This is a genomic window from Microbulbifer sp. 2205BS26-8, assembly GCF_030731025.1.
Classification (GTDB): domain Bacteria; phylum Pseudomonadota; class Gammaproteobacteria; order Pseudomonadales; family Cellvibrionaceae; genus Microbulbifer; species Microbulbifer spongiae.
In genome coordinates this window covers 38,983-59,372 of record NZ_JAVAMR010000024.1, presented here as the reverse complement: position 1 = coordinate 59,372, position 20,390 = coordinate 38,983, and the positions used below count along the sequence as shown (strand labels likewise).

Below are 20,390 nucleotides of genomic sequence, written 5' to 3'. Positions count from 1 at the left end.
CACCGATGGTAACTGCTACGGAAATGGCCATGCAGCGCTCGCCACAGGAACCAAAGGCGGCTCCCATCAGTGCAGTCGCGGCGTAATCCAGGTCAGCATTCGGCATGATGATGGCATGGTTCTTGGCCCCGCCAAAAGCCTGTGCCCGCTTGCCGTGGGCAGTGGCGGTAGAATAGGCATATTCCGTAATCGGGGTGGAACCGACAAAACTAACGGCTTGAACCTGTTTGTCGATCAACAGGGTATCCACCGCTTCCTTGTCGCCATTTACCACGTTAAGGACACTTGGCGGGATGCCGGCTTCGATACCGAGTTCGGCGATAAATAATGCGGAGGAAGGGGTACGTTCTGATGGTTTGAGGACGAAAGTGTTGCCGCAGGCGATGGCCATTGGCCACATCTACAGAGGAACCATGGCAGGGAAGTTAAACGGGGTAATCCCGGCGCAGACTCCCAGGGGCTGGAGTTCACTCCAGGAGTCGATGGCGGGGCTCACATTCCTGCTGTGTTCCCCTTTGAGCATTTCCGGGGCAGAGCAGACTTATTCAATGTTTTCGATACCGCACTGCAGTTCACCCATGGCGTCGTTGAAAACTTTGCCGTGTTCTCGGGTAATGTGTTCACAGATGGTATTGGCATGCTGCTCCAGCAGGGCTTTCAGGCGGTACATGATGCGCACACGCTTGGCAGTGGGCAGGTTGCGCCAAGCGGGATAGGCGGCCTGGGCCGCGGCGATGGCCTCTTCGACGGTGGTTTTGCTGGCCAGTGCAACTTTTCCGATGACTGTGTTGGTTGAAGGGTTGGTAACATCCTGCAAGCGTGAACTCGCGGCGGAGTCGCCGTCAGTATTCAGGGCGCCGTTTATCAGATGGCCAATGACTTTCATGGTTTTGTCTCACTGGGGAAGGATGGGGGATTTTCAGCTCTTTTCGCCTTTTTAACATAGGTGTGCCCGAGGGGGGGGGAAGCGTTGTGGGTTGGTTCTGGTCTTAGCGCTTGGGAAAATCTCTCAGTATTGCAAGGAAAGCGTCGCCAAAGCGGGCCAGTTTGTTGTCACCAACCCCCGAAACGGCCAGTAATTCACTGCGGGTTTGCGGGTGTGCCTTTACCATGCCGCGCAGGGTGGCATCGTGAAAGACCACATAGGGTGGTACGCCGCGTTCCTCCGCCAGTGCCTTGCGGCAGTTGCGCAGGGCCTGCCAGAGTGGCTGGTCCTCACAGGTCAGGCCTTCCAGGGCCGCAGGATCACGGGAGAAGGATCGAGAGGTTTTTGCCGGCAGCCTGCGCAGTTGCAGGGACACCTCCCCGCGCAACAGCGGGCGGCAAAGTTCTGTCAGCCTGAGCCTTTGAAACTCGCCAGTCACCTCCAGGTAGCCGCGCACGATTAATTGTCGCATCAGAGCTCGCCACTCGCTGCTGGCAAGGTCTTTGCCAATACCATAGGTAGAGAGTTGCTGGTGTTCGAATCTGCGCACTTTCTCGTTCCCGGAGCCGCGCAGCACATCGATCACATGGGTGGCACCGAAGCGCTGGCCGGTGCGGTAGACGCATGACAGCAGTTTGATGGCGGCCTCGCTGGCATCCCAGGTGGCAGGGGGCTCCAGGCAGGTATCACAGTTGCCACAGGGGCGATCCAGAGTTTCGGCGAAGTAGTGCAACAGGGCCTGGCGGCGGCAGCTGGTGATTTCACACAGACCCAGCATGGCATTAAGACGCCCGCGTTCGTGGCGCTTGTACTCCTCGCTGCCCTCGGAGGCTTCAACCATCTGAGCCAGCTTGACCACATCTTCCAAGCCGTAGAGCAGCAGTGCCACCGAGGACTCACCGTCGCGACCTGCGCGACCGGTCTCCTGGTAGTAGGCCTCGATACTTTTGGGCAGATCCAGGTGCACTACGAAGCGCACGTCGGGTTTGTCGATACCCATGCCGAAGGCGATGGTGGCCACAATCATGACTCCCTCCTCGCGCAGGAAGCGGCGCTGGTGTTTAGCACGGATAGCGGCGGGCAGACCCGCGTGGTAGGGCAGAGCGCTGTATCCCTGCTGGCTCAGCCATTCGGCGGTATTTTCCACTTTAGCGCGGGACAGGCAATAAATAATGCCTGCACTTCCTTTTTGAGTGCCGCGCAGGAACTGCAGCAGCTGGCGACGCTGGTTGCCCTTGGGTTCGATTCGGTAGCGGATATTGGGACGATCAAAGCTGCTGACAAAATGCCGGGCGGTCTTCAGGTTGAGTCTCCGGGCAATTTCTGCGCGGGTGCGCTGGTCCGCGGTAGCTGTCAGTGCAATACGCGGCACGTTGGGAAACTGTTCGTGGAGGCAGTTCAACTGTAGGTAGTCGGCGCGAAAGTCATGCCCCCACTGGGACACGCAGTGGGCTTCATCAATGGCGAACAGCGACAGTTTGGATCGCTGCAGGAGTGAAAGCGTGTGGGGCTGTAACAACCGTTCCGGTGCCAGGTACAGCAGATCCAGGGCATCGTGAAGCAGTTGACTCTCAATGGCCAGCGTTTCCTCATAGGACACGGAAGAGTTCAGAAAGGCGGCGCGGATGCCGGCTTCCTGCAATGCTTCCACCTGGTCCTGCATCAGGGCGATCAGGGGAGAGACCACCACGCCACAACCGGATCTGGCCAGCGCGGGTATCTGGTAGCACAGAGACTTGCCCCCACCGGTGGGCATAAGCACCAGAGCGTCGTTGCCGGCCATCAGGGTGTCGATCACCGCGGCCTGGGGATCGCGGAAATGCGCATAGCCAAAGATGTGCTCGAGAATCTGCTGAGGGGATTGCATGGCGGCGGAGTATACCCTGCGCCAGGTTTTTGTGTGGTGGGTTTATCGGCCGATTTTTCCTTGAAATAGGATGCAATTGACAGATTTTGTTTTGTGACAAGAGTCACGGGTTATAATCGCAGGCCATCACAGCAATTGGCTAAGGGTAGGGCTATGCGCACTTTGCTTTTGTTATTGATGTTGTGGTCGGCGGCTCTGGTTGTGCCGCTGGGCTGTGCTTCCGGGGTGCCGCGCCATTTTGCACAATCCCTTGCGGCGGATACCCACCTGGGCTGGCGCTCTGCGCCGGAAAATCAGCTGGCATTTTCCCTGGCCACCGCCACGGGTGTGGCCCAGGTTGAGCTGCATCCGCTGCCGGACCAATTTACCCTTGTCACGCTTGAGCTTCCGGGGATGCGCAGGGTGGAGGCGGTTCAGTGGCAGGGTGACTCGGGTCAGTCCACCACGCTATACGATGGAGAGGACGGATTGGAGGGGGTCAGCCTGCAAAAACGTGGTCACGGTTTTCGCCTGCAGTTACAGCTCTCTGCAATGTACTATCTCTGTGATGGTGGTGTGCTGACGGTTATTGGTCAGAGGCGCTGATTGCCGGTTTGGGATTTGCCGCCTTGTTGAAACCAAGCCCCTGGGGACGAATCAGAAACAGTTGTCGCCAGTATTTTCCGGTTACCCAGAGCCCGTTGCGGGCTTTGTCCCAAGCGATACCATTGGCCACCGCATCGGGATGATTGCGTACCTCCGGTATCAGGTTGTGCAGATCGATGATGCCGCGTACTTCGCCGCTGTTGGGGTCGATGGCAATAATACGGTTGTCCTGCCAGATATTGGCCCAGATCAGGCCTTCGGCAAATTCCAGTTCATTGAGATTGGACCAGTGCTCACTACCGCCTTTTACCGCCAGGTGGCGCAATACCGCGAAGGTGTCCGGGTCGCGGAAGGCCAGTGCACCGCTGCCGTTACTCATGATTAGGTGTGTACCGTCGTGAGTGAGGCCCCAGCCCTCACCGCTGTAACGTTTGATCTCCAAGGGCTGAAGGTCCTGGGCTCGGTAGATATGCACCTCGCCGGCCCTGTAGGTCAGCAGATAGAGTTTGTCCCCGAGTACCGTGAGGCCTTCGGCGAAGAGTTCACCCGCCAGCCATTTCCGCCTTACCGGGTTGGTGCCGGGATCGGTATACTCTGCCAGCCAGGAACGGCGATAGAGTCCGCTGCTCTCCCACCAGCGCTGGCCGTTGAAGTAAAGCCCCTGGGTAAAATGGTCCCCATTGCGTTGGCGCTGCTCCAGAACGGTATAGGGGATGGCCGGAAGTTGTGCCTGCGCGGTGGCTGCAAACAGAAACAGCGCGGACACTCGGGGTAGTGTCCAACTGAGAGTGAGAAATCGGTACATCAATAACCTATGACCAAAGTAAAAACCTTTGTTTCGTTGACCCTGCTGGGCGGTCTGGCGGTTGTGCTGCCCATTGCCATTTTTGTGCTGCTATTTCAGTGGCTGTTTGGTCAAATCAGTGAAATTGTGGCACCGGCCGTTATCTGGCTGGAGGCCCACACCGAATTTAAGGATACCCTCGCACGGCTTGTGGTGATAGCGCTGATTTTGGGCGGTTGTTTCCTGATAGGTCTGCTGGTGAAAACCAGTATTGGCCACTGGCTGCACCGACATGTGGACCACTGGCTGGGGCGTTTGGCACCGGGTTACAGCACCATCAGGGAGTTGGTGACGCAGTTTATTGGCGGTGGCGGCGAGGGTGTGCTGTCCGGGCCGGTTGCACGGGTGCGTATTCACGGGGTCCACAATCCCCTGTCGGTCACCGCCATCGTGACATCCCAACACGCCAGTGGGGATATGACTGTCTATGTGCCCACAGCACCTGTTCCCACTTCGGGTTTTGTCTTCCACGTGCCTGCTGACTGTGTGGAGATACTGCCGGGTGTGTCTGTGGAGAGGGCAATGAAAACAATTGTGGCCTGCGGCGCCGGCAGTGCCAGCCTGTTGGCGCCGGCAGCCAAGACCTGATCACACGGTGACGGGAGCGCGGTTTTTACCCAGGTTGCGAATGGCAAAGCGTGCCGGGTGCAGTGCCCTGGCCAGCCGGGCGTTGACCGGTAGAGTCTCTCCCAGTAGCCAAGCAGTGAGCACTTCCGCGGCGAGCGGTGCATAGGTAAAGCCCCGGGAGCCCAGCCCGCCCATCACATACAAATTGCGCTGGTATTGGGCGGTTTGCTGAATCAATTGTTTGCGATTTTTGCGCAGGCCCGCATAGGTGGTGTCAAGGGATGTCCAATTGGGCACCGGGCCGGCCACAGGCAGGTAATCCGGTGTTGCGGCACGCAGGGCCGCGCGGCCACTGAGTGCCTGAGAGGAGAAATCCCTCGAAAGCTGTGGCAGCAGGGCAGCCAGAATCTCCAGGTTTGCCCGGTGCTCGCTATCGCGTAGGTTGATGGCAGTTTCCCTGAGTTTGAAGGAGGCCCCGAAACTTTGACTGCCCCAATGTTCTGGGGTGATATAACCCCCGCCGCAGAGCGCGACCTTCAACTGGCGGGAGGCCGCTGTGGCTTTGGCCACGGATACCTGGCCGCGGATGGGGTTCAGAGGCAGGGGGGCGGATTGTGGGAAGCGGCAAATGTCCCTGGCGCCGCAGAGGATCACCGCATTGGCTTTAAATGTCTTTTCCACAGTGTACAGACACCAGCCGGAATTGCACTGTTCGAGGTGTTCTATCGAGGTGTCACAGTACAATTCAATATTGTCGTGTTGCAGTAGGGCTGCGCATACTTTTTGTGGTTCCAGCCAGCCCGCCTGGGGAAAATAAAGCCCGCTGACAGCCAGATTCACTCCCGCCAGCGCGCTCGCTTCTGCAGGTGTCACGGCGTGGGCCAGGGTCTGGCTGTTGTGTTTCGCGAGGGTCTCAGCAACCTGCTGTTGCAATCTTCGTTCTCGGTCTGTTTGGGCCAGTTGCAACAGGCCATTCAAGTGCGCGACTTGCGCGCAGCGATTGCGGTAATAGCGCTGAGCAAACAGCAGGGCGTGCAGGTTGAAGTCGCCGTTGGGACCGGGTTTGGGAGACAGCTTTGCATAGAGAATGCCCTGGCCGTTGCCGGAGCCACCGCTGCCAGGGGTTGCCCCCTGTTCAAAAACCCGAACCCGCACACCGCGCTCCGCCAGTGCCCTGGCAACCGTGGCGCCTGAAATTCCAGCGCCGATAACGGCTGCAGTCTGTGGCCACTTCGGCATCTCTGGGGGCAGATACCAAGGGGTTGCTGTAGTCTGGCTTCTCGAGGCACTGTGCAGTGCACCACACAGCATCTCCCGCTTGCGCGCGAAACCGGGCACTTTGCGCCAGATAAAGCCCGCATCGCGCAGGCCGTGCCTGACTGGCCTGGCGCAGGTGAAGGTGGCAAAGGTGGCACTGGGCCTGCTCAGGGTCGCGATGCTTGCAAACAGCGATGGGGTCCACATCTCCGGGTTTTTCGCCGGGGCAAATCCGTCCAGAAACCAGGCATCTACCTGCCGGTCGCGCTGCTCCTGTTGCAGGCACAGGCCCCGCAGGGCTTCGCTGGCTTCACCGATCACCAGAGTCAAGCTCACCTGGCCGAATTGCAGTCGGTGCGCACCCGGGGCAAGGAGGGCGGGATAGTTGTCGAGCAGAAGCTGGGAAAGGGGTTGCAACTGGGGCCACAGGACCAGGGCCCTGCGCAGATCCTGTGGGCGCAGAGGGCATTTCTCAACGGAGAAGAAATGCAGTTGTGCGCTTTGGGGCGCGGTTTTTTGCCAGAGTGCCCAGGCGGCGAGAAAATTCAAGCCAGTGCCAAAGCCGGTCTCGCCGATGGTGAAACGCTCTCTATCACCGAGGTTCGCCCAGCGCGCTGCCAGGGCATTGTGCTGAAGAAAGACATGGTGGGCTTCTTCCAGTCCTGAGGCGGTGGAGAAATAGACATCGCCATAGGTACGGGACAGGGGCTGGCCATTGTCACGCCACTCGATCTGTGCATAGTGGTGACTGGGTTCGTGCAACACTGGACTCCTATCAGGCCTCTTCCCGCAAACCAAACTCGCGCATTACCTGGGCGCACCAGTGCTGGATACGCGCTTGGCTGAGGTCAGATGCGTTTTCCTCGTCCAGGGCGAGGCCCACAAATTGGCTGCCGTCCGGTGTTAGCCCCTTGGACTGCTCGAAGGCATAGTCTTGCGCAGGCCAGTAGCCCAGGGGGCGGGCGCCACAAGCTACCAATTGGGCGTGCAGGTAACCCAGTGCATCCTGAAACCACTGGGGATAGCCTTCCTGGTCGCCGAGGCCGAACAGGGCCACGGCCTTGCCATTTAGATCTAGGGCAGCCAACTCGTCCCAGATATTCTCCCAGTCCTCCTGCAGCTCGCCATAGTCCCAGGTGGGAATACCAAACAGCAGGAAATCGTAATCCTCCGCAAGGGTGATATCTGCCTCGGCCACATTGTGCAGGTCTACCCACTGTGGCCCGATACACTGGCGGATTTTTTCCGCAGCCATTTCGGTGTAGCAGGTACTGGAGCCGTAAAACAGTCCTATAGGGGCTTGGACGCTTTGCATAACTACAGGATACTCACCAACGGGCGACGGCGCCGCTGAAGCTCTGCTGACGCCAGGCCTCGTAAATAACGATGGCGGCGGCGTTGGACAGATTGATACTGCGGCTTTCGGCGCGCATGGGGATACGCAGGGTGTTTTGTGCACCGACAGCCTGCAGAAATGCTGCGGGCAGACCGCGTGTTTCGGGGCCGAAGACGATGGCGTCTCCACGCTGGTATTCCACGGCGGAGTGGCAGCGACTGCCCTTGGTAGAGAGTGCCAGTACCCGTACGGGCTGTTCACTATCGATAAAGGCCTGCCAGTCCCGGTGGCGTACTACAGGGCTGTACTCGCTGTAATCGAGCCCGGCACGGCGTAGGCGTTTGTCGTCCATATGGAAGCCGAGAGGCTCAATCAGGTGCAGTTCGGCACCGGTATTGGCACAGAGCCGGATAATATTGCCGGTGTTGGGGGCTATTTCCGGTTGGTATAGAACAATCTTGAACATTGGCTGGGGGCCGCCCTCACCGGCTCGGGGCGGGAGTACCCGGCCTTGTACGGGTGCGAATTATCCCATAATTAACGGGCAGTGGCGATCTCTTCGCAGTCGATCTCCACCCCCAGTTCGATGGCAATTTGATCGAGTTCATCGCGCAGCCCGTCAAAATCCGGTTCTTTGGTCACACTGATCTTGCACTCGGCGCAAAACAGCGGCTCGCCACTCCAGGGGGTACTGCTGTAGGTGGTCTCCAATTGTTCCATATTGATGTGGCGGGCGGTAAGGGCGCGAGAGATCTCGCGCACTATACCCGGGCGGTCATTGCCCACCAGTTTGAGAGTCAATGTCTGTCGGGATGGGGCAGTGACAGCGACAGCATCCTCGATCACCAGGTTGTATCCTTCCTGGGCCAAATCGGCGAGGGCGTTTCTCAGGCAGCGGCTTTTTTCTATGGGGATGGCAACGCGCAGAATGCCGGCAAATTTTCCAGCAAAGTGTGCCATATGGCTGTCTTCCCAGTTGCCACCGTTATCTGCTATGACCGCAGAGAGCGTTTCCACAACGCCGGGCCTGTCGTCGCAGATCATGGAGATAACCAGATGGTGTTGCATACCGGGTTTCCTTGCTTTACTCAAGACATGTAGACTGGATTGTAATAGGATTTCGTCGGATAACCCTATCGTTTAATCTCAAAGTCATTATCCACACCCGTCGAAAGGGGTAATTTAGGAAGGGCTGCCGATGAAAGTGATTGCCGATTTGTGTGTTATTCCCCTGGGAGTGGGGCTGTCTGTTAGCGCATATGTGGCAGAGTGCGAAAGAGTGTTGGCAGAAGCCGGGCTCACCCATGAACTGCATGCGTACGGTACCAATATCGAAGGAGAGTGGGATGCGGTAATGGCTGCAGTTAAGATGTGCCACGAACGGGTGCATGCAATGGGCGCCGAACGCATCAGCACCAGCCTGAAGTTGGGAACCCGTTTGGACCGCAACCAGTCTTTACAAGATAAAATCGACAGCGTGCGGTCGAAGCTGGATTAACGAGAACAAAACAGGAGCGATTATGACGATCAATATTAAGAAATCCCTGCTGGCCCTGGCCGGTGCACTGGTCCTGTCCGGAGGCGCCCAGGCTGCAAATCTGGATTCTGTGGTTAAGGGAGATCACCGCAGCGAGGAAACCAGCGCACGGGATCAGTACCGCCATCCGGTGGAAACCCTGAAATTTATAGGGATAAAACCGGAGATGACGGTGGTTGAAATTACTCCTGGAGGCGGCTGGTACACAGAAATTCTTGGCCCTTATCTCAGCGAGAAGGGCAAGCTCTACGCGGCGCATTTTCCCGAAGACAGTGAGTCTGACTATTACCAGCGCTCTCTGAAACGCTTCAAGAAGAAGCTGGCTTCCGATGAAAAAGCCTATAAACGCATTGTAGTTACGGAGTTCTCCCCGCAGACTGGGCGCGAGATAGCACCCGCCGGCAGTGCCGATGCGGTAGTGACTTTCCGCAATGTGCACAATTGGATGTACCGCGGCTACGAAGACAAGGCCTTTGCCAGTTTTTTCGCCGCCCTCAAGCCCGGCGGTGTGTTGGGTGTGGTGGAGCACCGTGCTAAACACGGTACCAGCATGGAGGAAATGATCAAAAGCGGTTATGTCACCCAGGACTATGTGATTGCAGTGGCCAAAAAGGCGGGTTTTGAGCTGGAAGAAAGCAGTGAGGTCAACGCCAATCCGAAGGATACCGCCCGGCATCCAAAGGGGGTCTGGACCCTGCCACCGTCCCTGCGCCTGGGGGATGAGGATAAGGAAAAGTATCTGGCCATCGGGGAAAGTGACCGTATGACCCTGCGTTTTCGCAAGCCGAAACCCTGAGTGCCCATTGTTTTTTGGCACTGACTACTGGCTGGGGGCGCGATGCTGGTCGCGTCCCCCCCGCCCGATTTGTTTTTGTATGCTTATCCCCTTTGAACAGCTCAATCCCGCCACGCTGCAAAGTCTCCTGGAGGAGTATGCCACCCGCGAGGGCACCGAATACGGTGAGCGCGAGGTTGCGCTGTCGGAAAAGGTATCGAGCCTGCGTCGCCAGTTACAGTCCGGTGAGGTGGTCATCTGGTTCGATGCGGGTGAGGCGTCTGTGAACCTGGTACTGGCACGGGACCTGTCCCAAGGTGTCTGAGTACTTGATAAACCGCCCAAAGGTGCCCCGCGCGCGCTTCCTGTGTGCCCACGGTGCTGGTGCCCCCATGGACAGTCGGTTTATGCAGGTGCTGGCCCAAGGGTTGTGTGCTCTGGGGATAGAAGTGATTCGTTTCGAGTTCCCCTATATGGCCCAACGCCGCACCGGCGGGAGCCGGCGCCCGCCCAATACCATGCCTCAATTGTTGGACTGTTTCGGCGCGCAGATAGTGCGGCAACTGGACGATTTGCCCTTGTATATTGGTGGCAAGTCCATGGGGGGCAGGGTTGCGAGTCTGCTTGCCGATGCGAGTTTTGAGAAGGGCTTAATCGCCGGTTTGATATGTCTGGGCTACCCGTTCCACCCCAGGGGGAAACCGGACAAGCTGCGTACTCAGCATCTGGCTGGTATTTCCTGTCCAATGCTTATTGTACAAGGAGACCGGGATCCTCTGGGCAGCTGTGCCGAAGTGGCGGGCTACGGATTGTCACATGCCGTTGAGATCGCATGGCTGGAAGATGGAGACCACGACTTTAAGCCCCGTCGCGCCAGTGGATTGACCCAGGCCCGGCATTGGCAGTCGGCGCAGGCGGTCGTAGCGCAGTTTATGCTCCGCTCCAGAGGGCCATGAGCCACCTCTTCCTGCATCGGCGGGCCTGGACGCGCAGGTGACCGCGCCCGTTAAATTGCGCACAATGGATGCTATGAAGCCAGATCACATCCTCGATACCCGCGGCCTGCTGTGTCCAGAGCCGCTGATGTTACTGCATTCAGCGGTGCGCAATATTGCCGATGGAGAGGTATTGAAAATGCTTGCCACCGACCCCTCCACCCAGCGGGATGTCCCCAAATTCTGTCAGTTTCTCGGCTATGAGCTGCTTCAACAAGCCGGGGAAAACGAGGAGTTCGTATATTGGATCAAAAGGGTGGGGGCGGAATAGTTGGCCAGAAACGTCCGCTATAAAACCCGCAAGCCCTATGCCTGGTCAATGGCAAAGCGCTTGCGGAGTTCGACCGGTCGCAAGCCGGCCATGCAAAGATGGAATTAGATTGATATCGACCGGTTGGGCTATTATGGCGCTGTGACCAGTGCAGCAATAGCCGCCAATGCCTCCGGGTCTTCGGATTTGATCTTGTTGGCGATATGGTGCTGAAAGAAGTAGCGAAAGCCCTCGCTCTGTTGTGCCGGGTACAGGCAGTGGTCACCCGGCAGTACCGGGGTAGTTTCAACGATATCGTGGTCAATCAGCATACCGAGAATCACGCCATCGGCGTGCAGGCGCCAACTGATGACTTCTATCAGTGTCAGGTTCTCTCTGTCCTCGTCCATAAACACCGCATGGGTGCCGATACTATCGGGGATCTCCTGCAGTACCTCTTCGGCCTTGTTGCTCTCGTATTCAAAGTACTCCGCCGCAGTCTCCAACTCGACGATTTTGTGGATCGGGGGCTGATGGAAAATCTCTTCAATGCCGGGGTCGTAGTAGCCCTTAAAACACCCGTCCAGAGGGTCCTGGATATCAGGACAGGCCACTATGGAGTTTAACCAGGGGACGAGGCCCACGACCTCGCCATTGGCTTTGAGTCCCCAGCACAGAATCTTCAAACTATAGAGATCCTTTCCGCTGGCGTTGTTGGAGTAGAGCATTTCCAAGCCGTCGAGTTCCGGAGAAAGACGAATAAAGCGCCTTTCCGCCGAAGTGCCGATCGGCTCGCCGGTGAAGAGGTCAACCACATTGTTGCAGCAGTGGTCTGTCATGGAGCACCTCCTGGCAGGGCCGGTTGGATACCGCCTCCCCCAGATACTGCTGCGACTGCGAATGCATTGTCACTGAGGGGAGACCGGAGAAGAGGGGGAGTTGGAATACATTAATTCCCCTCTTAAGGGATCCGCAACAAGCTTTGCCTTTGGCGACATCCCTGCCAATAAAGGTATATGGTGATCTGCGGAAATACAACCAGGGCGATGGATCTGCTCTGTGGCAGCATCCCCTTGATTGCCGCGCAGGCGTTGATATAGTCCCCACTTTTGTGGTGCCCTGGAGAACACCTTGCCCGTTCAGAACCCGGAAATAGCTCCAGTTTCTATGACTCAGCCAATGGCTGCTCGCATCGCCTTAGTATTTGATTGCTGTTTTGCCGACCCAAAAGGGTTCAATACCCGACTTTGCGGCGGCTTTTTAGAGCCCTACTACCGACCTGCCGAGAGAAATCAGCGATACCACCAAGTAGAGTTTACCCTGGATTATGCTGCCAGCGCCCTACATGAGGCAGCACATTGGTGCCTGGCCGGAGAGGTTCGCCGCCGGCTGCCAGACTATGGTTACTGGTATTTACCCGATGGGCGCAGTGCCGAGCAGCAGGCGGCGTTCGAGGAAGTGGAGGTAGAACCCCAGGCCCTGGAGTGGATCTTTGCCCGGGCCTGTGGTCTCGGATTCCGGGTGAGTAGTGACAATCTTCACAGTGACCTGGGCCCCAGCGACAGTTTCAAGGCAGCGATCTGGGGGCGGGTGCGGGAATACTGCGAGAAGGGGGTCAACGCCCGTGCGCGGGCCTTTGCCCGGGCCCTGGCTTGTGCGTTTGAGCAGCCCGACCCGTTTTGCGCCGAAATCTACCAACTGGCGGATTTATCGTGAGCAGTTATCTGATCGATGCGCCAATTCATATATTCCGCTATTACTTTGCCCTACCGCCCCACTGGCACAGCCGTAGCGGCTATGCCACCGAAGCGGTTTACGGTTTTACCAATCTGCTGTTGGACATGCTGGCGCGGCGTCCGCGCCATATTGTCTGTGCATTTGATGAATCCTTGGGAAGTTGCTTTCGCAATGCACTCTACCCGACTTATAAGTGCAGCCGCGCCTTGCCCGATGCTGCCCTCGCCTACCAACTGGCGGCCTGTCGGGAGATGGCGGAGGCGCTGGGTATCGCCAGCTTCGCCAGTGAACGCTACGAGGCGGATGATATCCTCGCCACCCTGACCCGCAAACTGCGCAGGTATGCTCCGGTTATTGTGAGTCGCGACAAGGACCTGGGTCAATTGCTGGCCCGCGGAGCCTCGTCCCTGTGGGATCTAGTGGCAGATCGGCGTTTGGACAGCGAGGCCCTGGAGCAGAGGTTTGGTGTGCGCCCGGAGCAGATTGCCGATTACCTGGCCCTCGTGGGGGATAGGGGGGACGATATTCCCGGTATCCCCGGGCTTGGCCCGAAAACCGCGTCCTGTCTGTTGCGAGAGTTCGAAGATATTGAAGCCCTGCTGGCACAGCTCGACAGAATGGCCGTCCTGCCGTTGCGCGGTGCCAAGGGGACTGCTGCGCGCCTTGAGCAGTATGCGGACCAGTTGCGCTTGGCTAAACGTCTGACCTGCCTGGAGGAGAATATGGCGCTGGATATCAACCCGGGGCAATTGCGCCCCCAGTCTGTCGACCTGTACCTGGCGCTCGCCCTGGCAGGGGAATTCGGCATTTCCGACCTTGGCGGAAAAATGATGCGTATCCTTGGGTGTGCGCATGGAGAGTCTGAATGAATAACACCGGTGTAGAGACCCCCGGATTGAGGATCGTCGCCGATGAAAATATTCCAGCACTGGAGCGGTTCTTCGGGGATCTCGGCACCCTGCGGCGCTGTCCTGGTCGCACCCTGAGCCGGGAGCAGTTGTCCGAGGCGGATATCCTGCTGGTGCGCTCCGTGACCGAAGTGAATCAGAGCCTCTTGCAGGGCACCCCGGTGCGCTTTGTAGGCAGCTGCACCATCGGCACAGACCATCTGGATATTCCGTGGCTGGAGCGCAATGGCATTCACTGGAGTACGGCACCTGGCTGTAATGCCAATGCCGTGGTGGAGTATGTATTCTGTGCCCTGGCCGCTCTGGAGGTCGATTGGCGTGGGCGCAGTTTCGGTATTGTGGGGTGCGGCAATGTGGGTGGTTTATTGCAAAAGCGTCTGCATGCCCTGGGTGCCTCCTGTGTGGTATATGACCCCTGGCTGCCGGATAACCCGGATTCTGCCCCACTGGCCCAGGTACTGGGGCGGGATATTGTGTGTTTGCACGCACCCCTGGTCAAAGGCGGGCGCTATCCCAGCCTGCATATGGTCGGGCCGGAGCAGCTGTCGCATATCCGCGATGGTGCTGTGCTGATCAGTGCCGGGCGCGGTGCGGTGCTGGACAGCCGCGCGCTGCTGCAACGGCTCAAGCGGAAACCGTGCTTTCGAACGGTGTTGGATGTGTGGGAAAACGAGCCGGAGATCGATACCGAGCTGTTGCAACGGGTGGATTTGGCCACGCCGCATATTGCCGGTTACAGTGATGACGGCAAGCTGGCCGGAACCCGCCAGGTTCGAGAGGGGTTGTCCGCTGTGATGGATCTTGCACTTCCCCCAATGGCTCCAGAAACCTCAGGCAATAGCGCCACTATCCGGATTGTGCCGGGAAATGCGAGGAGTGGTGAGGCTGACCTAGGGACAGGGCAGGGAGGGGCAATGCCCGATCTACTGCTGCAGATGTACGATCCGCGCGTGGATGACCGCCGCCTGCGCGAAGCGGCGTCCGACACTGAGCCCATGGCGCAGGGATTTGATCGGCTGCGCCGGGAGTACCCCAAGCGTCTGGAGTTTTGTCACTACACAGCCCCGGCGGAGGTGTTGAACGAAGAAGAATTGCAACAACTGGCAATATTGGGTTTGATGTGCAAATAGATAAGCAGGTGAAAAAACTCGGGTTGATTATTAACCCCTGGGCAGGCATTGGTGGCCCGGCGGGGCTGAAGGGCAGTGATGGTACCGAGACAGTTGAACGGGCCCTGTCTTTGGGTAGTAAACCCCAGTCCCACTTGCGTGCGAGGATTGCCCTGGAGGCCCTGACGCCCTATCGCGGACAGTTGGAACTACTATGTTTTGCCGGCGAGATGGGAGAGGACACCGCCCGTGCGCTGGGTTTTTCTGTGCGTATCCTGGGAGCTGCGGAGTCCACCCCCTCCACGTCCGCGGATACCGAACGGGCAGCCGCTGCTATCCGTGATGCCGGTGCCGACCTGATTGTGTTTATCGGCGGTGACGGCACTGCACGCAATATCGTCAACGCCCTCGGAGAACATTTCCCGGTATTGGGTATTCCCGCCGGCGTCAAGATGCATTCGGCATGTTTTGCCATCTCTCCCAAAGCCGGGGGTGAAGTATTGCGGCGTTTGATGGCAGGGCAGCTGGTGGATCTGTGTGAGTGTGAAGTGCGGGATATCGACGAACAGTCTTTTCGCCGGGGGCGCGTGTGCACCCGCTACTACGGCGAACTGCTGGTACCTCGGGAGGGCCATTTTTTACAGGCGGTGAAGAATGCCGGGCGCGAAGTAGAGGCACTGGCGGTGGCGGATATCGCAGCCGACATTCTTGAGGCACTGGACCCGCAAACACTGTATATCGTCGGCCCGGGCTCCACTACTCTGGCGATTTTAACTGCACTGGGCTGTCAGGGCACTTTGCTGGGAGTGGATCTGCTGCTGCAGGGCACTTTGAAACAGGCAGATGTCAGCGCCCCTCAGATTGAAGCGGCCATGGCACTGCACAATGGCCCGGTAAACATTATTCTCACCGCTATTGGCGGGCAGGGTCATTTGCTTGGCCGTGGCAACCAGCAGTTTTCCCCGAGTATTCTCCGAGCAGTGGGACGCGATCACTTGATGGTGGTGGCCACCAAAAGCAAAATTTCCGAACTGGGTGGTCGGCCCCTGCTGATGGATAGTGGCGACCCCGGACTGGATTGGCAGTGGTCGGGTTTTATCCGGGTTGTGACTGGTTACCGGGATGCGATCCTCTATCCCCTGGGCAATGGGGCACTCTAAGTATGCTGTCCGCGGTGTGGGAGCCATTACTCGAGCAGGTTGCGAATAAGTTAGCCGGGGGTGACGGGGATAGCCGGCGGCTATTCCATGGCCGTGGCCGCAGCTACGCGGGTCTGGAGCAGGTCAGTGTAGACAGTTTTTTTCCGGCAATACTGGTCACTTTTTTTGAGCCACACCGGGGCGAAACGGCGTTGTGTGAGGGATTGTGGCGATTGGCGCAGCCTAGCGGTTATCGGGGTGTCGCCGTACAGCGGCGCTATCTGGCCGGGGTTTCGGTGGACTGGGTGTGCGGTGTGGTGGTAGCGACGCCGATGGCGCGACGTGGAGGGTTGAAATTTCCCCTCACTTTCGAGCGGCAGAATGTGGGTTTCTTTCTCGACATAGAGCCGGGTCGAATCTGGCTGGAGGAGCAGATACGTTTTTGCACCGGACAGAAGCCGGTGAAAATGCTTAATTTGTTTGCCTTTACCTGTGTTTTCTCTGCAGTGGCCCGCTCGGCAGGGAATATTGACATTGTGAATGTGGATGTGAACCGCGGCGTGTTGAAACGCGGGCGCGAGAATCACGTGATCAATGGCCTGCCCCTGGAGGGCATCCAGTTTCTGCCGCTGGATGCGCTGCGCCAGTTCAAGCGCTTTGATCGGCGCGGTCCCTTCCAACTGGGGGTGGTGGACCCCCCCACACGCCAGAAAGGCCGCTTTGATGTGATCCATAACTACGCAAAACTGCTGCAGCAATTGCCCGCTTGCCTCGCGGAGGAGGCGGATCTGTTGATGGTAATCAATTCCCCGCGCTACAGTGAGGCCCGCTTTCGCGAATTGATTCTCGAGGCCGATATGGGGTATGCAGTGGCCGCGCGTCTGCCGCAGAATCCCGATTTCCCGGATCGGGATGCGGATGCAGCATTAAAGATGCTGCACGTAAAATACCGCCGCCGGCATTAGTGGTCATACAGGCTGCCTCCCGATGCGGCGAACTCCCGCATCAGGTGCTCTATCAGCGCCTGCAGTTTCGCGGATGAACCGCTGCGCACGGCGCTGTTGAGCAATTGTGCGTTGCTCTGCCCCGGCTCGGCCTGAGTGTTGATTAACAGCAAAAAGCCCCTGTGACTCAGCACTGCATTTTCCATCGCTTCCTGGCCCAGCAGTTGGGCAAAGTCGATGTAGCCACTTCGTTTTAGCCATGTCATTGCCCCCAGGCAGGCGAGATGGTGCGGCGAGTGCAGTCCGAATGCGTCAGGGGTATCGGGTCCGGCGATATCCTCTACATAAAGGGTGGTCGGTACAGGGAACTGGTCAAACAACGCCAGCAGGATTCTGCCAGTGTGGCGATAAAAATCGTGAATATGTAAATCGTCTAACATCAGCGAGAATATCGTTCCAGAAAATACCCCAGGCGCTCGATGGCGTGGCAGAGATCGTCGGCCTGGGGCAGGAAGACGATGCGCAAATGATCCGGTGCATCCCAGTGGAAAGCGGTCCCCTGGACCAGCAGGATTTTTTCCTGGCGCAGAAATTCGAGCACCAGGTGCTCATCATTGTCAATCTTGTGGTGATCCAGATGGAGTTTGGGGAATAGGTAAATCGCGCCACTGGGTTTGACGCAGCTGACTCCGGGAATTTCTTTGAGCATGTGGTAGGCCAGATCGCGCTGTTGGCGCAGGCGTCCGCCGGGCAGCACCAGATCGTTGATACTCTGATAGCCCCCAAGCGCGGTTTGCACCGCAAACATGGCCGGAACGTTACTGCATAGCCGCATGGAAGCCAGTATGTCCACACCGCTGATGAATCCCTCGGCCCGGTGTTTGGCGCCACTGATCACCATCCAGCCGGAGCGGAAGCCGGCTAGTCGATAGGATTTGGACAGGCCGTTGAAACTCAGGCAGAGCACATCTTGGGCCAGTTTGGCCATGGGAATAAACTCCGCACCGTCATAGAGAATTTTGCTGTAGATCTCATCGGCAAAGATCACCAGATTGTGGCTGCGTGCGATTTCGACGATATCTTCCAGCAGTGCCCGCGGGTAGATGGCGCCGGTGGGGTTGTTGGGATTGATGACTACGATGCCGCGGGTACGCGGCGTGATCCTGGACTTGATATCCTCGATATCCGGCAGCCAACCGGAACCCTCGTCGCAGCGGTACAACACCGGGTTGGCGCCGGTCAAATTGGTTGCCGCCATCCACAGAGGGTAGTTGGGCATGGGCAGCAAGAGTTCATCACCGTTATTGAGCAGTGCCTGGGTGGTGATGGAAATCAGTTCGGAGACGCCATTACCCAGGTAGATGTCGTTTATATCAACTCCTTGGATACCCAGGGTCTGACACTCCTGCATAATGGCCTTGCGTGCAGTAAACAGCCCCTTGGATTCCACATAGCCCTGAGCGTGGGTGAGGTTGAGAATTACGTCCTGGATGATCTCATCCGGTGCATCGAAGCCGAAAGGGGCGGGATTGCCGATATTCAGTTTGAGTATGCGGTGGCCTTCCTCTTCCATGCGGTGGGCCTGTTCCATCACCGGGCCGCGGATCTCATAGCAGACGCCGTGCAGTTTGTCAGATTTGTGGATGTCCTTCATAGTGGTTCGGCAGCCCTGTAGCTTGGCAGGAGCCGCCCTGGTCCGCGAGCGAGCTGCGCAAAAGCCGGGAAGTCCACTAGCGGTCGGCACCGCTCCTGCGGGAACTGGTTATTACGGGTAACAGAGTATGTCAAAACAAAAAGATGATAACTACTGGCGCGATAAGCTGACAGATGAAGAGTTTGAAGTCTGCCGCAAAGGTGGGACAGAGGCGCCCTTTAGCGGAGAGTATTGGGATGTGTTTGACCGGGGTGTCTATCGCTGCCGCTGTTGTGGCGAAGTGTTGTTTGACTCTGGAGCAAAGTTTGAGAGTCAATGCGGCTGGCCCAGTTTCGATGCAGAGGCGAGCCGGGGCATCATCAGAGAGCTGCCCGATAACAGTTTTGGTATGCGCAGGGTGGAGATTCGCTGTCGCAACTGCGACAGCCATTTGGGGCATGTATTTAACGATGGCCCCACCGACACCGGCTTGCGTTACTGCGTGAATTCCCTGTCGGTAACACTTGATAAAGACAATGGTGAGAAAGGAGGTGAGGAGTGACACACTGGCATTGGAGTCGCGTTCTGCTGTGGACGCAATGGGTTCTGCTCACGGCCATTGTTTTCGCAGGGTTAGCGCTGAGGTTCGAGCTGCTGCACTTTGGTGTTGTCTTCAAAGTATTCACCTATGCCGGGGCAGGGGCGCTGGCGATTGCACTGGCCAGCCTGTTTGTCTTTGTCTGGGGTGTGCGCAGTCACAACGTCCGCGCCCGCAGCAATGCCCTGTGGTCGGTCTTATTGGGACTGTTGCCGGTGGCGGTGCCCTTGATGACGGTGGGCAAGGACAACTTCAGCGTACCGCGAATTCACGATATCAGCACAGATACCCGCAATCCGCCCGAGTACCGCGCAATTCTGGCCCTGCGTAAGAAAGGGGATAATAGTGCCGAGTATGGGGGAGAATCCGTGGCCCGCCTGCAGCGCGGCGTTGATGTCTACGCGGATATCATCCCTCTGCACGTCCACTTGCCCGTGACTCGCACGACGGAGCTGGCGGGAGAGGTGGCGACGGATCTGGGCTGGAAACTCGTGTCCTATCAGCCAGAGCGCGGTCATCTGGAGGCCGTGGCTAGAACGCGGTTGTTGGGGTTTACGGATGACATTGTGGTGCGGGTGCAGGCAGAGGACGATGGGGGTTCTCGGGTGGATGTGCGCTCCAGCTCCCGTGTGGGCGTCAGTGATCTGGGTGCCAATGCGAAGCGTATCCGCGTATTTCTCGAGGCGTTACACCTCCGGGCTAAAAGTGTGCCCAGCAATGCTTCAATCCGTCCCAAGAGCCGGTCAACTGGAATCCGTTGGGTTGGGTAAGTGCCTGACAATAAAAGAAAAAAAAATTAGCAGGGATATTGACAGCACTCCGGGTGGTGCATAGAATGCGCCCCACTTCTGACGCGGAGCTACACTGTGGAGCGCTGCAGCAGCACAAGTAAATCTGGGTCCCCATCGTCTAGAGGCCTAGGACACCGCCCTTTCACGGCGGTAACAGGGGTTCGACTCCCCTTGGGGATGCCATGCGGGAATAGCTCAGTTGGTAGAGCGCAACCTTGCCAAGGTTGAGGTCGCCGGTTCGAACCCGGTTTCCCGCTCCAATTCAATAAGTTACTCTGCCGGGCGGTGTCTAGATTCTGTCCGCAGAATAAGACCACCGATTGTTTGCTGGCAGTGTGGCAGCGCGAGATCCGCAGGTGGTAGTGCAGGTTTTTGTCCCCATCGTCTAGAGGCCTAGGACACCGCCCTTTCACGGCGGTAACAGGGGTTCGACTCCCCTTGGGGATGCCAATAGGGCCCGGCAGCCGAGCTGCCGGGCCAATCCAAAATGCGGGAATAGCTCAGTTGGTAGAGCGCAACCTTGCCAAGGTTGAGGTCGCCGGTTCGAACCCGGTTTCCCGCTCCAAAGAAAAAGCCGCTTGCTCGATTGGCGT

23 protein-coding genes, 4 tRNA genes and 1 pseudogene are annotated in these 20,390 nt (G+C 57.9%); 18 read left to right on the top strand and 10 right to left on the bottom strand.

From position 1 onward, the window contains the following. Together Q5Y71_RS09955 and recQ are read right to left on the bottom strand one after the other, a co-directional pair. Window positions 1–886: pseudogene (locus Q5Y71_RS09955) on the bottom strand (aldehyde dehydrogenase family protein); the annotation flags it as partial. A 103-nt stretch (window positions 887–989) separates the two neighbouring features. Next, the gene (gene recQ, locus Q5Y71_RS09950; RefSeq protein WP_306042040.1) at window positions 990–2,792 is read right to left on the bottom strand and encodes a DNA helicase RecQ; all 1,803 of its coding nucleotides are present in this window, start codon (window positions 2,790–2,792) and stop codon (window positions 990–992) included. Between the two features lie 153 nt (window positions 2,793–2,945). On the opposite strand from recQ, the gene Q5Y71_RS09945 reads away from it, so the two are divergent. Beyond that, window positions 2,946–3,377, top strand: a complete 432-nt coding sequence (locus Q5Y71_RS09945; RefSeq protein ID WP_306042039.1) for a hypothetical protein — start codon at window positions 2,946–2,948, stop codon at window positions 3,375–3,377. Here Q5Y71_RS09945 and Q5Y71_RS09940 read toward each other — a convergent pair. Beyond that, entirely contained in the window at window positions 3,358–4,143 is a 786-nt protein-coding gene (locus Q5Y71_RS09940; RefSeq protein ID WP_306042038.1) for a glutaminyl-peptide cyclotransferase, read from the bottom strand. The genes Q5Y71_RS09945 and Q5Y71_RS09940 overlap by 20 nt on opposite strands. A gap of 48 nt (window positions 4,144–4,191) precedes the next feature. Here Q5Y71_RS09940 and Q5Y71_RS09935 point away from each other — a divergent pair, with 48 nt between their 5' ends. Continuing rightward, window positions 4,192–4,809, top strand: a complete 618-nt coding sequence (locus Q5Y71_RS09935; protein ID WP_306042037.1) for a DUF502 domain-containing protein — start codon at window positions 4,192–4,194, stop codon at window positions 4,807–4,809. Here the strand turns inward: Q5Y71_RS09935 and mnmC are convergent, their stop codons facing one another. The 4 genes from mnmC to Q5Y71_RS09915 form a co-directional block, all read right to left on the bottom strand. After that, window positions 4,810–6,810 carry a bifunctional tRNA (5-methylaminomethyl-2-thiouridine)(34)-methyltransferase MnmD/FAD-dependent 5-carboxymethylaminomethyl-2-thiouridine(34) oxidoreductase MnmC gene (gene mnmC / locus Q5Y71_RS09930; RefSeq protein WP_371877022.1) on the bottom strand — a complete coding sequence of 667 codons (2,001 nt, stop codon included), beginning with the start codon at window positions 6,808–6,810 and terminating at the stop codon, window positions 4,810–4,812. 10 nt (window positions 6,811–6,820) lie between these two features. Then, window positions 6,821–7,360, bottom strand: coding sequence for a flavodoxin FldB (gene fldB / locus Q5Y71_RS09925; protein WP_306042035.1), 540 nt, complete (start codon window positions 7,358–7,360; stop codon window positions 6,821–6,823). Between the two features lie 13 nt (window positions 7,361–7,373). After that, a complete protein-coding gene (gene trmL / locus Q5Y71_RS09920) occupies window positions 7,374–7,847 on the bottom strand; it encodes a tRNA (uridine(34)/cytosine(34)/5-carboxymethylaminomethyluridine(34)-2'-O)-methyltransferase TrmL (RefSeq protein WP_301417684.1) in 474 nt (157 codons plus the stop codon). 71 nt (window positions 7,848–7,918) lie between these two features. Beyond that, window positions 7,919–8,449, bottom strand: coding sequence for a glycine cleavage system protein R (locus Q5Y71_RS09915; RefSeq protein WP_306042034.1), 531 nt, complete (start codon window positions 8,447–8,449; stop codon window positions 7,919–7,921). Between the two features lie 130 nt (window positions 8,450–8,579). Between Q5Y71_RS09915 and Q5Y71_RS09910 the strand changes: the two genes are divergently transcribed. From Q5Y71_RS09910 to tusA, 5 genes are all read left to right on the top strand, one after another. Then, window positions 8,580–8,879, top strand: a complete 300-nt coding sequence (locus tag Q5Y71_RS09910) for an MTH1187 family thiamine-binding protein (RefSeq protein WP_301417688.1) — start codon at window positions 8,580–8,582, stop codon at window positions 8,877–8,879. A 22-nt stretch (window positions 8,880–8,901) separates the two neighbouring features. Continuing rightward, the gene (locus Q5Y71_RS09905) at window positions 8,902–9,714 is read left to right on the top strand and encodes a class I SAM-dependent methyltransferase (protein ID WP_306042033.1); all 813 of its coding nucleotides are present in this window, start codon (window positions 8,902–8,904) and stop codon (window positions 9,712–9,714) included. A gap of 79 nt (window positions 9,715–9,793) precedes the next feature. Then, a complete protein-coding gene (locus Q5Y71_RS09900; protein ID WP_306042032.1) occupies window positions 9,794–10,018 on the top strand; it encodes a YheU family protein in 225 nt (74 codons plus the stop codon). 4 nt (window positions 10,019–10,022) lie between these two features. Then, window positions 10,023–10,649 (top strand): alpha/beta fold hydrolase, encoded by a 627-nt coding sequence (locus tag Q5Y71_RS09895; protein ID WP_306042031.1) that lies wholly within the window; start codon window positions 10,023–10,025, stop codon window positions 10,647–10,649. 73 nt (window positions 10,650–10,722) lie between these two features. After that, on the top strand, window positions 10,723–10,959 hold the full coding sequence (gene tusA / locus Q5Y71_RS09890; protein ID WP_306042030.1) for a sulfurtransferase TusA: 237 nt from the start codon (window positions 10,723–10,725) through the stop codon (window positions 10,957–10,959). A 131-nt stretch (window positions 10,960–11,090) separates the two neighbouring features. Here the strand turns inward: tusA and Q5Y71_RS09885 are convergent, their stop codons facing one another. Then, entirely contained in the window at window positions 11,091–11,777 is a 687-nt protein-coding gene (locus Q5Y71_RS09885; RefSeq protein ID WP_306042029.1) for a hypothetical protein, read from the bottom strand. Between the two features lie 328 nt (window positions 11,778–12,105). Here Q5Y71_RS09885 and Q5Y71_RS09880 point away from each other — a divergent pair, with 328 nt between their 5' ends. From Q5Y71_RS09880 to Q5Y71_RS09860, 5 genes are read left to right on the top strand one after another with little or no spacing between them, the layout of a single operon-like run. Beyond that, window positions 12,106–12,654 carry an elongation factor P hydroxylase gene (locus Q5Y71_RS09880; RefSeq protein WP_306042028.1) on the top strand — a complete coding sequence of 183 codons (549 nt, stop codon included), beginning with the start codon at window positions 12,106–12,108 and terminating at the stop codon, window positions 12,652–12,654. Further along, on the top strand, window positions 12,651–13,544 hold the full coding sequence (locus Q5Y71_RS09875; RefSeq protein WP_306042027.1) for a 5'-3' exonuclease H3TH domain-containing protein: 894 nt from the start codon (window positions 12,651–12,653) through the stop codon (window positions 13,542–13,544). The genes Q5Y71_RS09880 and Q5Y71_RS09875 overlap by 4 nt, the downstream gene beginning before the upstream one ends. Beyond that, a complete protein-coding gene (locus Q5Y71_RS09870; RefSeq protein WP_306042026.1) occupies window positions 13,541–14,713 on the top strand; it encodes a 4-phosphoerythronate dehydrogenase in 1,173 nt (390 codons plus the stop codon). Before Q5Y71_RS09875 ends, Q5Y71_RS09870 begins: the two co-directional genes overlap by 4 nt. Beyond that, on the top strand, window positions 14,704–15,852 hold the full coding sequence (locus Q5Y71_RS09865) for an ATP-NAD kinase family protein (protein ID WP_306042025.1): 1,149 nt from the start codon (window positions 14,704–14,706) through the stop codon (window positions 15,850–15,852). Before Q5Y71_RS09870 ends, Q5Y71_RS09865 begins: the two co-directional genes overlap by 10 nt. A 2-nt stretch (window positions 15,853–15,854) precedes the next feature. Continuing rightward, entirely contained in the window at window positions 15,855–16,796 is a 942-nt protein-coding gene (locus Q5Y71_RS09860; RefSeq protein WP_306042024.1) for a class I SAM-dependent methyltransferase, read from the top strand. On the opposite strand, the gene Q5Y71_RS09855 is transcribed toward Q5Y71_RS09860, so the two are convergent. Together Q5Y71_RS09855 and Q5Y71_RS09850 are read right to left on the bottom strand one after the other, a co-directional pair. After that, window positions 16,793–17,215, bottom strand: a complete 423-nt coding sequence (locus Q5Y71_RS09855; protein WP_306042023.1) for a hypothetical protein — start codon at window positions 17,213–17,215, stop codon at window positions 16,793–16,795. The genes Q5Y71_RS09860 and Q5Y71_RS09855 overlap by 4 nt on opposite strands. Then, window positions 17,215–18,429: a pyridoxal phosphate-dependent aminotransferase gene (locus Q5Y71_RS09850; RefSeq protein ID WP_306042022.1), complete on the bottom strand. Its 1,215-nt coding sequence runs from the start codon at window positions 18,427–18,429 to the stop codon at window positions 17,215–17,217. The genes Q5Y71_RS09855 and Q5Y71_RS09850 overlap by 1 nt, the downstream gene beginning before the upstream one ends. A gap of 127 nt (window positions 18,430–18,556) precedes the next feature. Here Q5Y71_RS09850 and msrB point away from each other — a divergent pair, with 127 nt between their 5' ends. The 6 genes from msrB (at window position 18,557) to Q5Y71_RS09820 (ending at window position 20,362) form a co-directional block, all read left to right on the top strand. Beyond that, the gene (gene msrB / locus Q5Y71_RS09845) at window positions 18,557–18,970 is read left to right on the top strand and encodes a peptide-methionine (R)-S-oxide reductase MsrB (protein WP_306042021.1); all 414 of its coding nucleotides are present in this window, start codon (window positions 18,557–18,559) and stop codon (window positions 18,968–18,970) included. Next, window positions 18,967–19,776: a DUF1499 domain-containing protein gene (locus Q5Y71_RS09840; RefSeq protein ID WP_306042020.1), complete on the top strand. Its 810-nt coding sequence runs from the start codon at window positions 18,967–18,969 to the stop codon at window positions 19,774–19,776. Before msrB ends, Q5Y71_RS09840 begins: the two co-directional genes overlap by 4 nt. Before the next feature lie 128 nt (window positions 19,777–19,904). After that, window positions 19,905–19,980 (top strand) — tRNA-Glu (locus Q5Y71_RS09835). Window position 19,981: 1 nt separating this feature from the next. Further along, window positions 19,982–20,057, top strand: a tRNA-Gly gene (locus tag Q5Y71_RS09830). Window positions 20,058–20,171: 114 nt separating this feature from the next. Continuing rightward, window positions 20,172–20,247: transfer RNA gene (locus Q5Y71_RS09825), tRNA-Glu, on the top strand. A gap of 39 nt (window positions 20,248–20,286) precedes the next feature. After that, window positions 20,287–20,362, top strand: a tRNA-Gly gene (locus Q5Y71_RS09820). The last annotated feature ends 28 nt before the right edge of the window (window positions 20,363–20,390 follow it).

Coding starts and splice junctions, on each gene's coding strand:
- Q5Y71_RS09900 (WP_306042032.1), top strand. CDS start 9,794: ATGCTTATCCCCTTTGAACAGCTCAATCCCGCCACGCTGCAAAGTCTC.
- Q5Y71_RS09945 (WP_306042039.1), top strand. CDS start 2,946: ATGCGCACTTTGCTTTTGTTATTGATGTTGTGGTCGGCGGCTCTGGTT.
- Q5Y71_RS09915 (WP_306042034.1), bottom strand. CDS start 8,449: ATGCAACACCATCTGGTTATCTCCATGATCTGCGACGACAGGCCCGGC.
- tusA (WP_306042030.1), top strand. CDS start 10,723: ATGAAGCCAGATCACATCCTCGATACCCGCGGCCTGCTGTGTCCAGAG.
- Q5Y71_RS09885 (WP_306042029.1), bottom strand. CDS start 11,777: ATGACAGACCACTGCTGCAACAATGTGGTTGACCTCTTCACCGGCGAG.
- Q5Y71_RS09860 (WP_306042024.1), top strand. CDS start 15,855: ATGCTGTCCGCGGTGTGGGAGCCATTACTCGAGCAGGTTGCGAATAAG.
- Q5Y71_RS09870 (WP_306042026.1), top strand. CDS start 13,541: ATGAATAACACCGGTGTAGAGACCCCCGGATTGAGGATCGTCGCCGAT.
- fldB (WP_306042035.1), bottom strand. CDS start 7,360: ATGCAAAGCGTCCAAGCCCCTATAGGACTGTTTTACGGCTCCAGTACC.
- Q5Y71_RS09910 (WP_301417688.1), top strand. CDS start 8,580: ATGAAAGTGATTGCCGATTTGTGTGTTATTCCCCTGGGAGTGGGGCTG.
- trmL (WP_301417684.1), bottom strand. CDS start 7,847: ATGTTCAAGATTGTTCTATACCAACCGGAAATAGCCCCCAACACCGGC.
- Q5Y71_RS09850 (WP_306042022.1), bottom strand. CDS start 18,429: ATGAAGGACATCCACAAATCTGACAAACTGCACGGCGTCTGCTATGAG.
- recQ (WP_306042040.1), bottom strand. CDS start 2,792: ATGCAATCCCCTCAGCAGATTCTCGAGCACATCTTTGGCTATGCGCAT.
- msrB (WP_306042021.1), top strand. CDS start 18,557: ATGTCAAAACAAAAAGATGATAACTACTGGCGCGATAAGCTGACAGAT.
- Q5Y71_RS09855 (WP_306042023.1), bottom strand. CDS start 17,215: ATGTTAGACGATTTACATATTCACGATTTTTATCGCCACACTGGCAGA.
- Q5Y71_RS09880 (WP_306042028.1), top strand. CDS start 12,106: ATGACTCAGCCAATGGCTGCTCGCATCGCCTTAGTATTTGATTGCTGT.
- Q5Y71_RS09935 (WP_306042037.1), top strand. CDS start 4,192: ATGACCAAAGTAAAAACCTTTGTTTCGTTGACCCTGCTGGGCGGTCTG.
- Q5Y71_RS09905 (WP_306042033.1), top strand. CDS start 8,902: ATGACGATCAATATTAAGAAATCCCTGCTGGCCCTGGCCGGTGCACTG.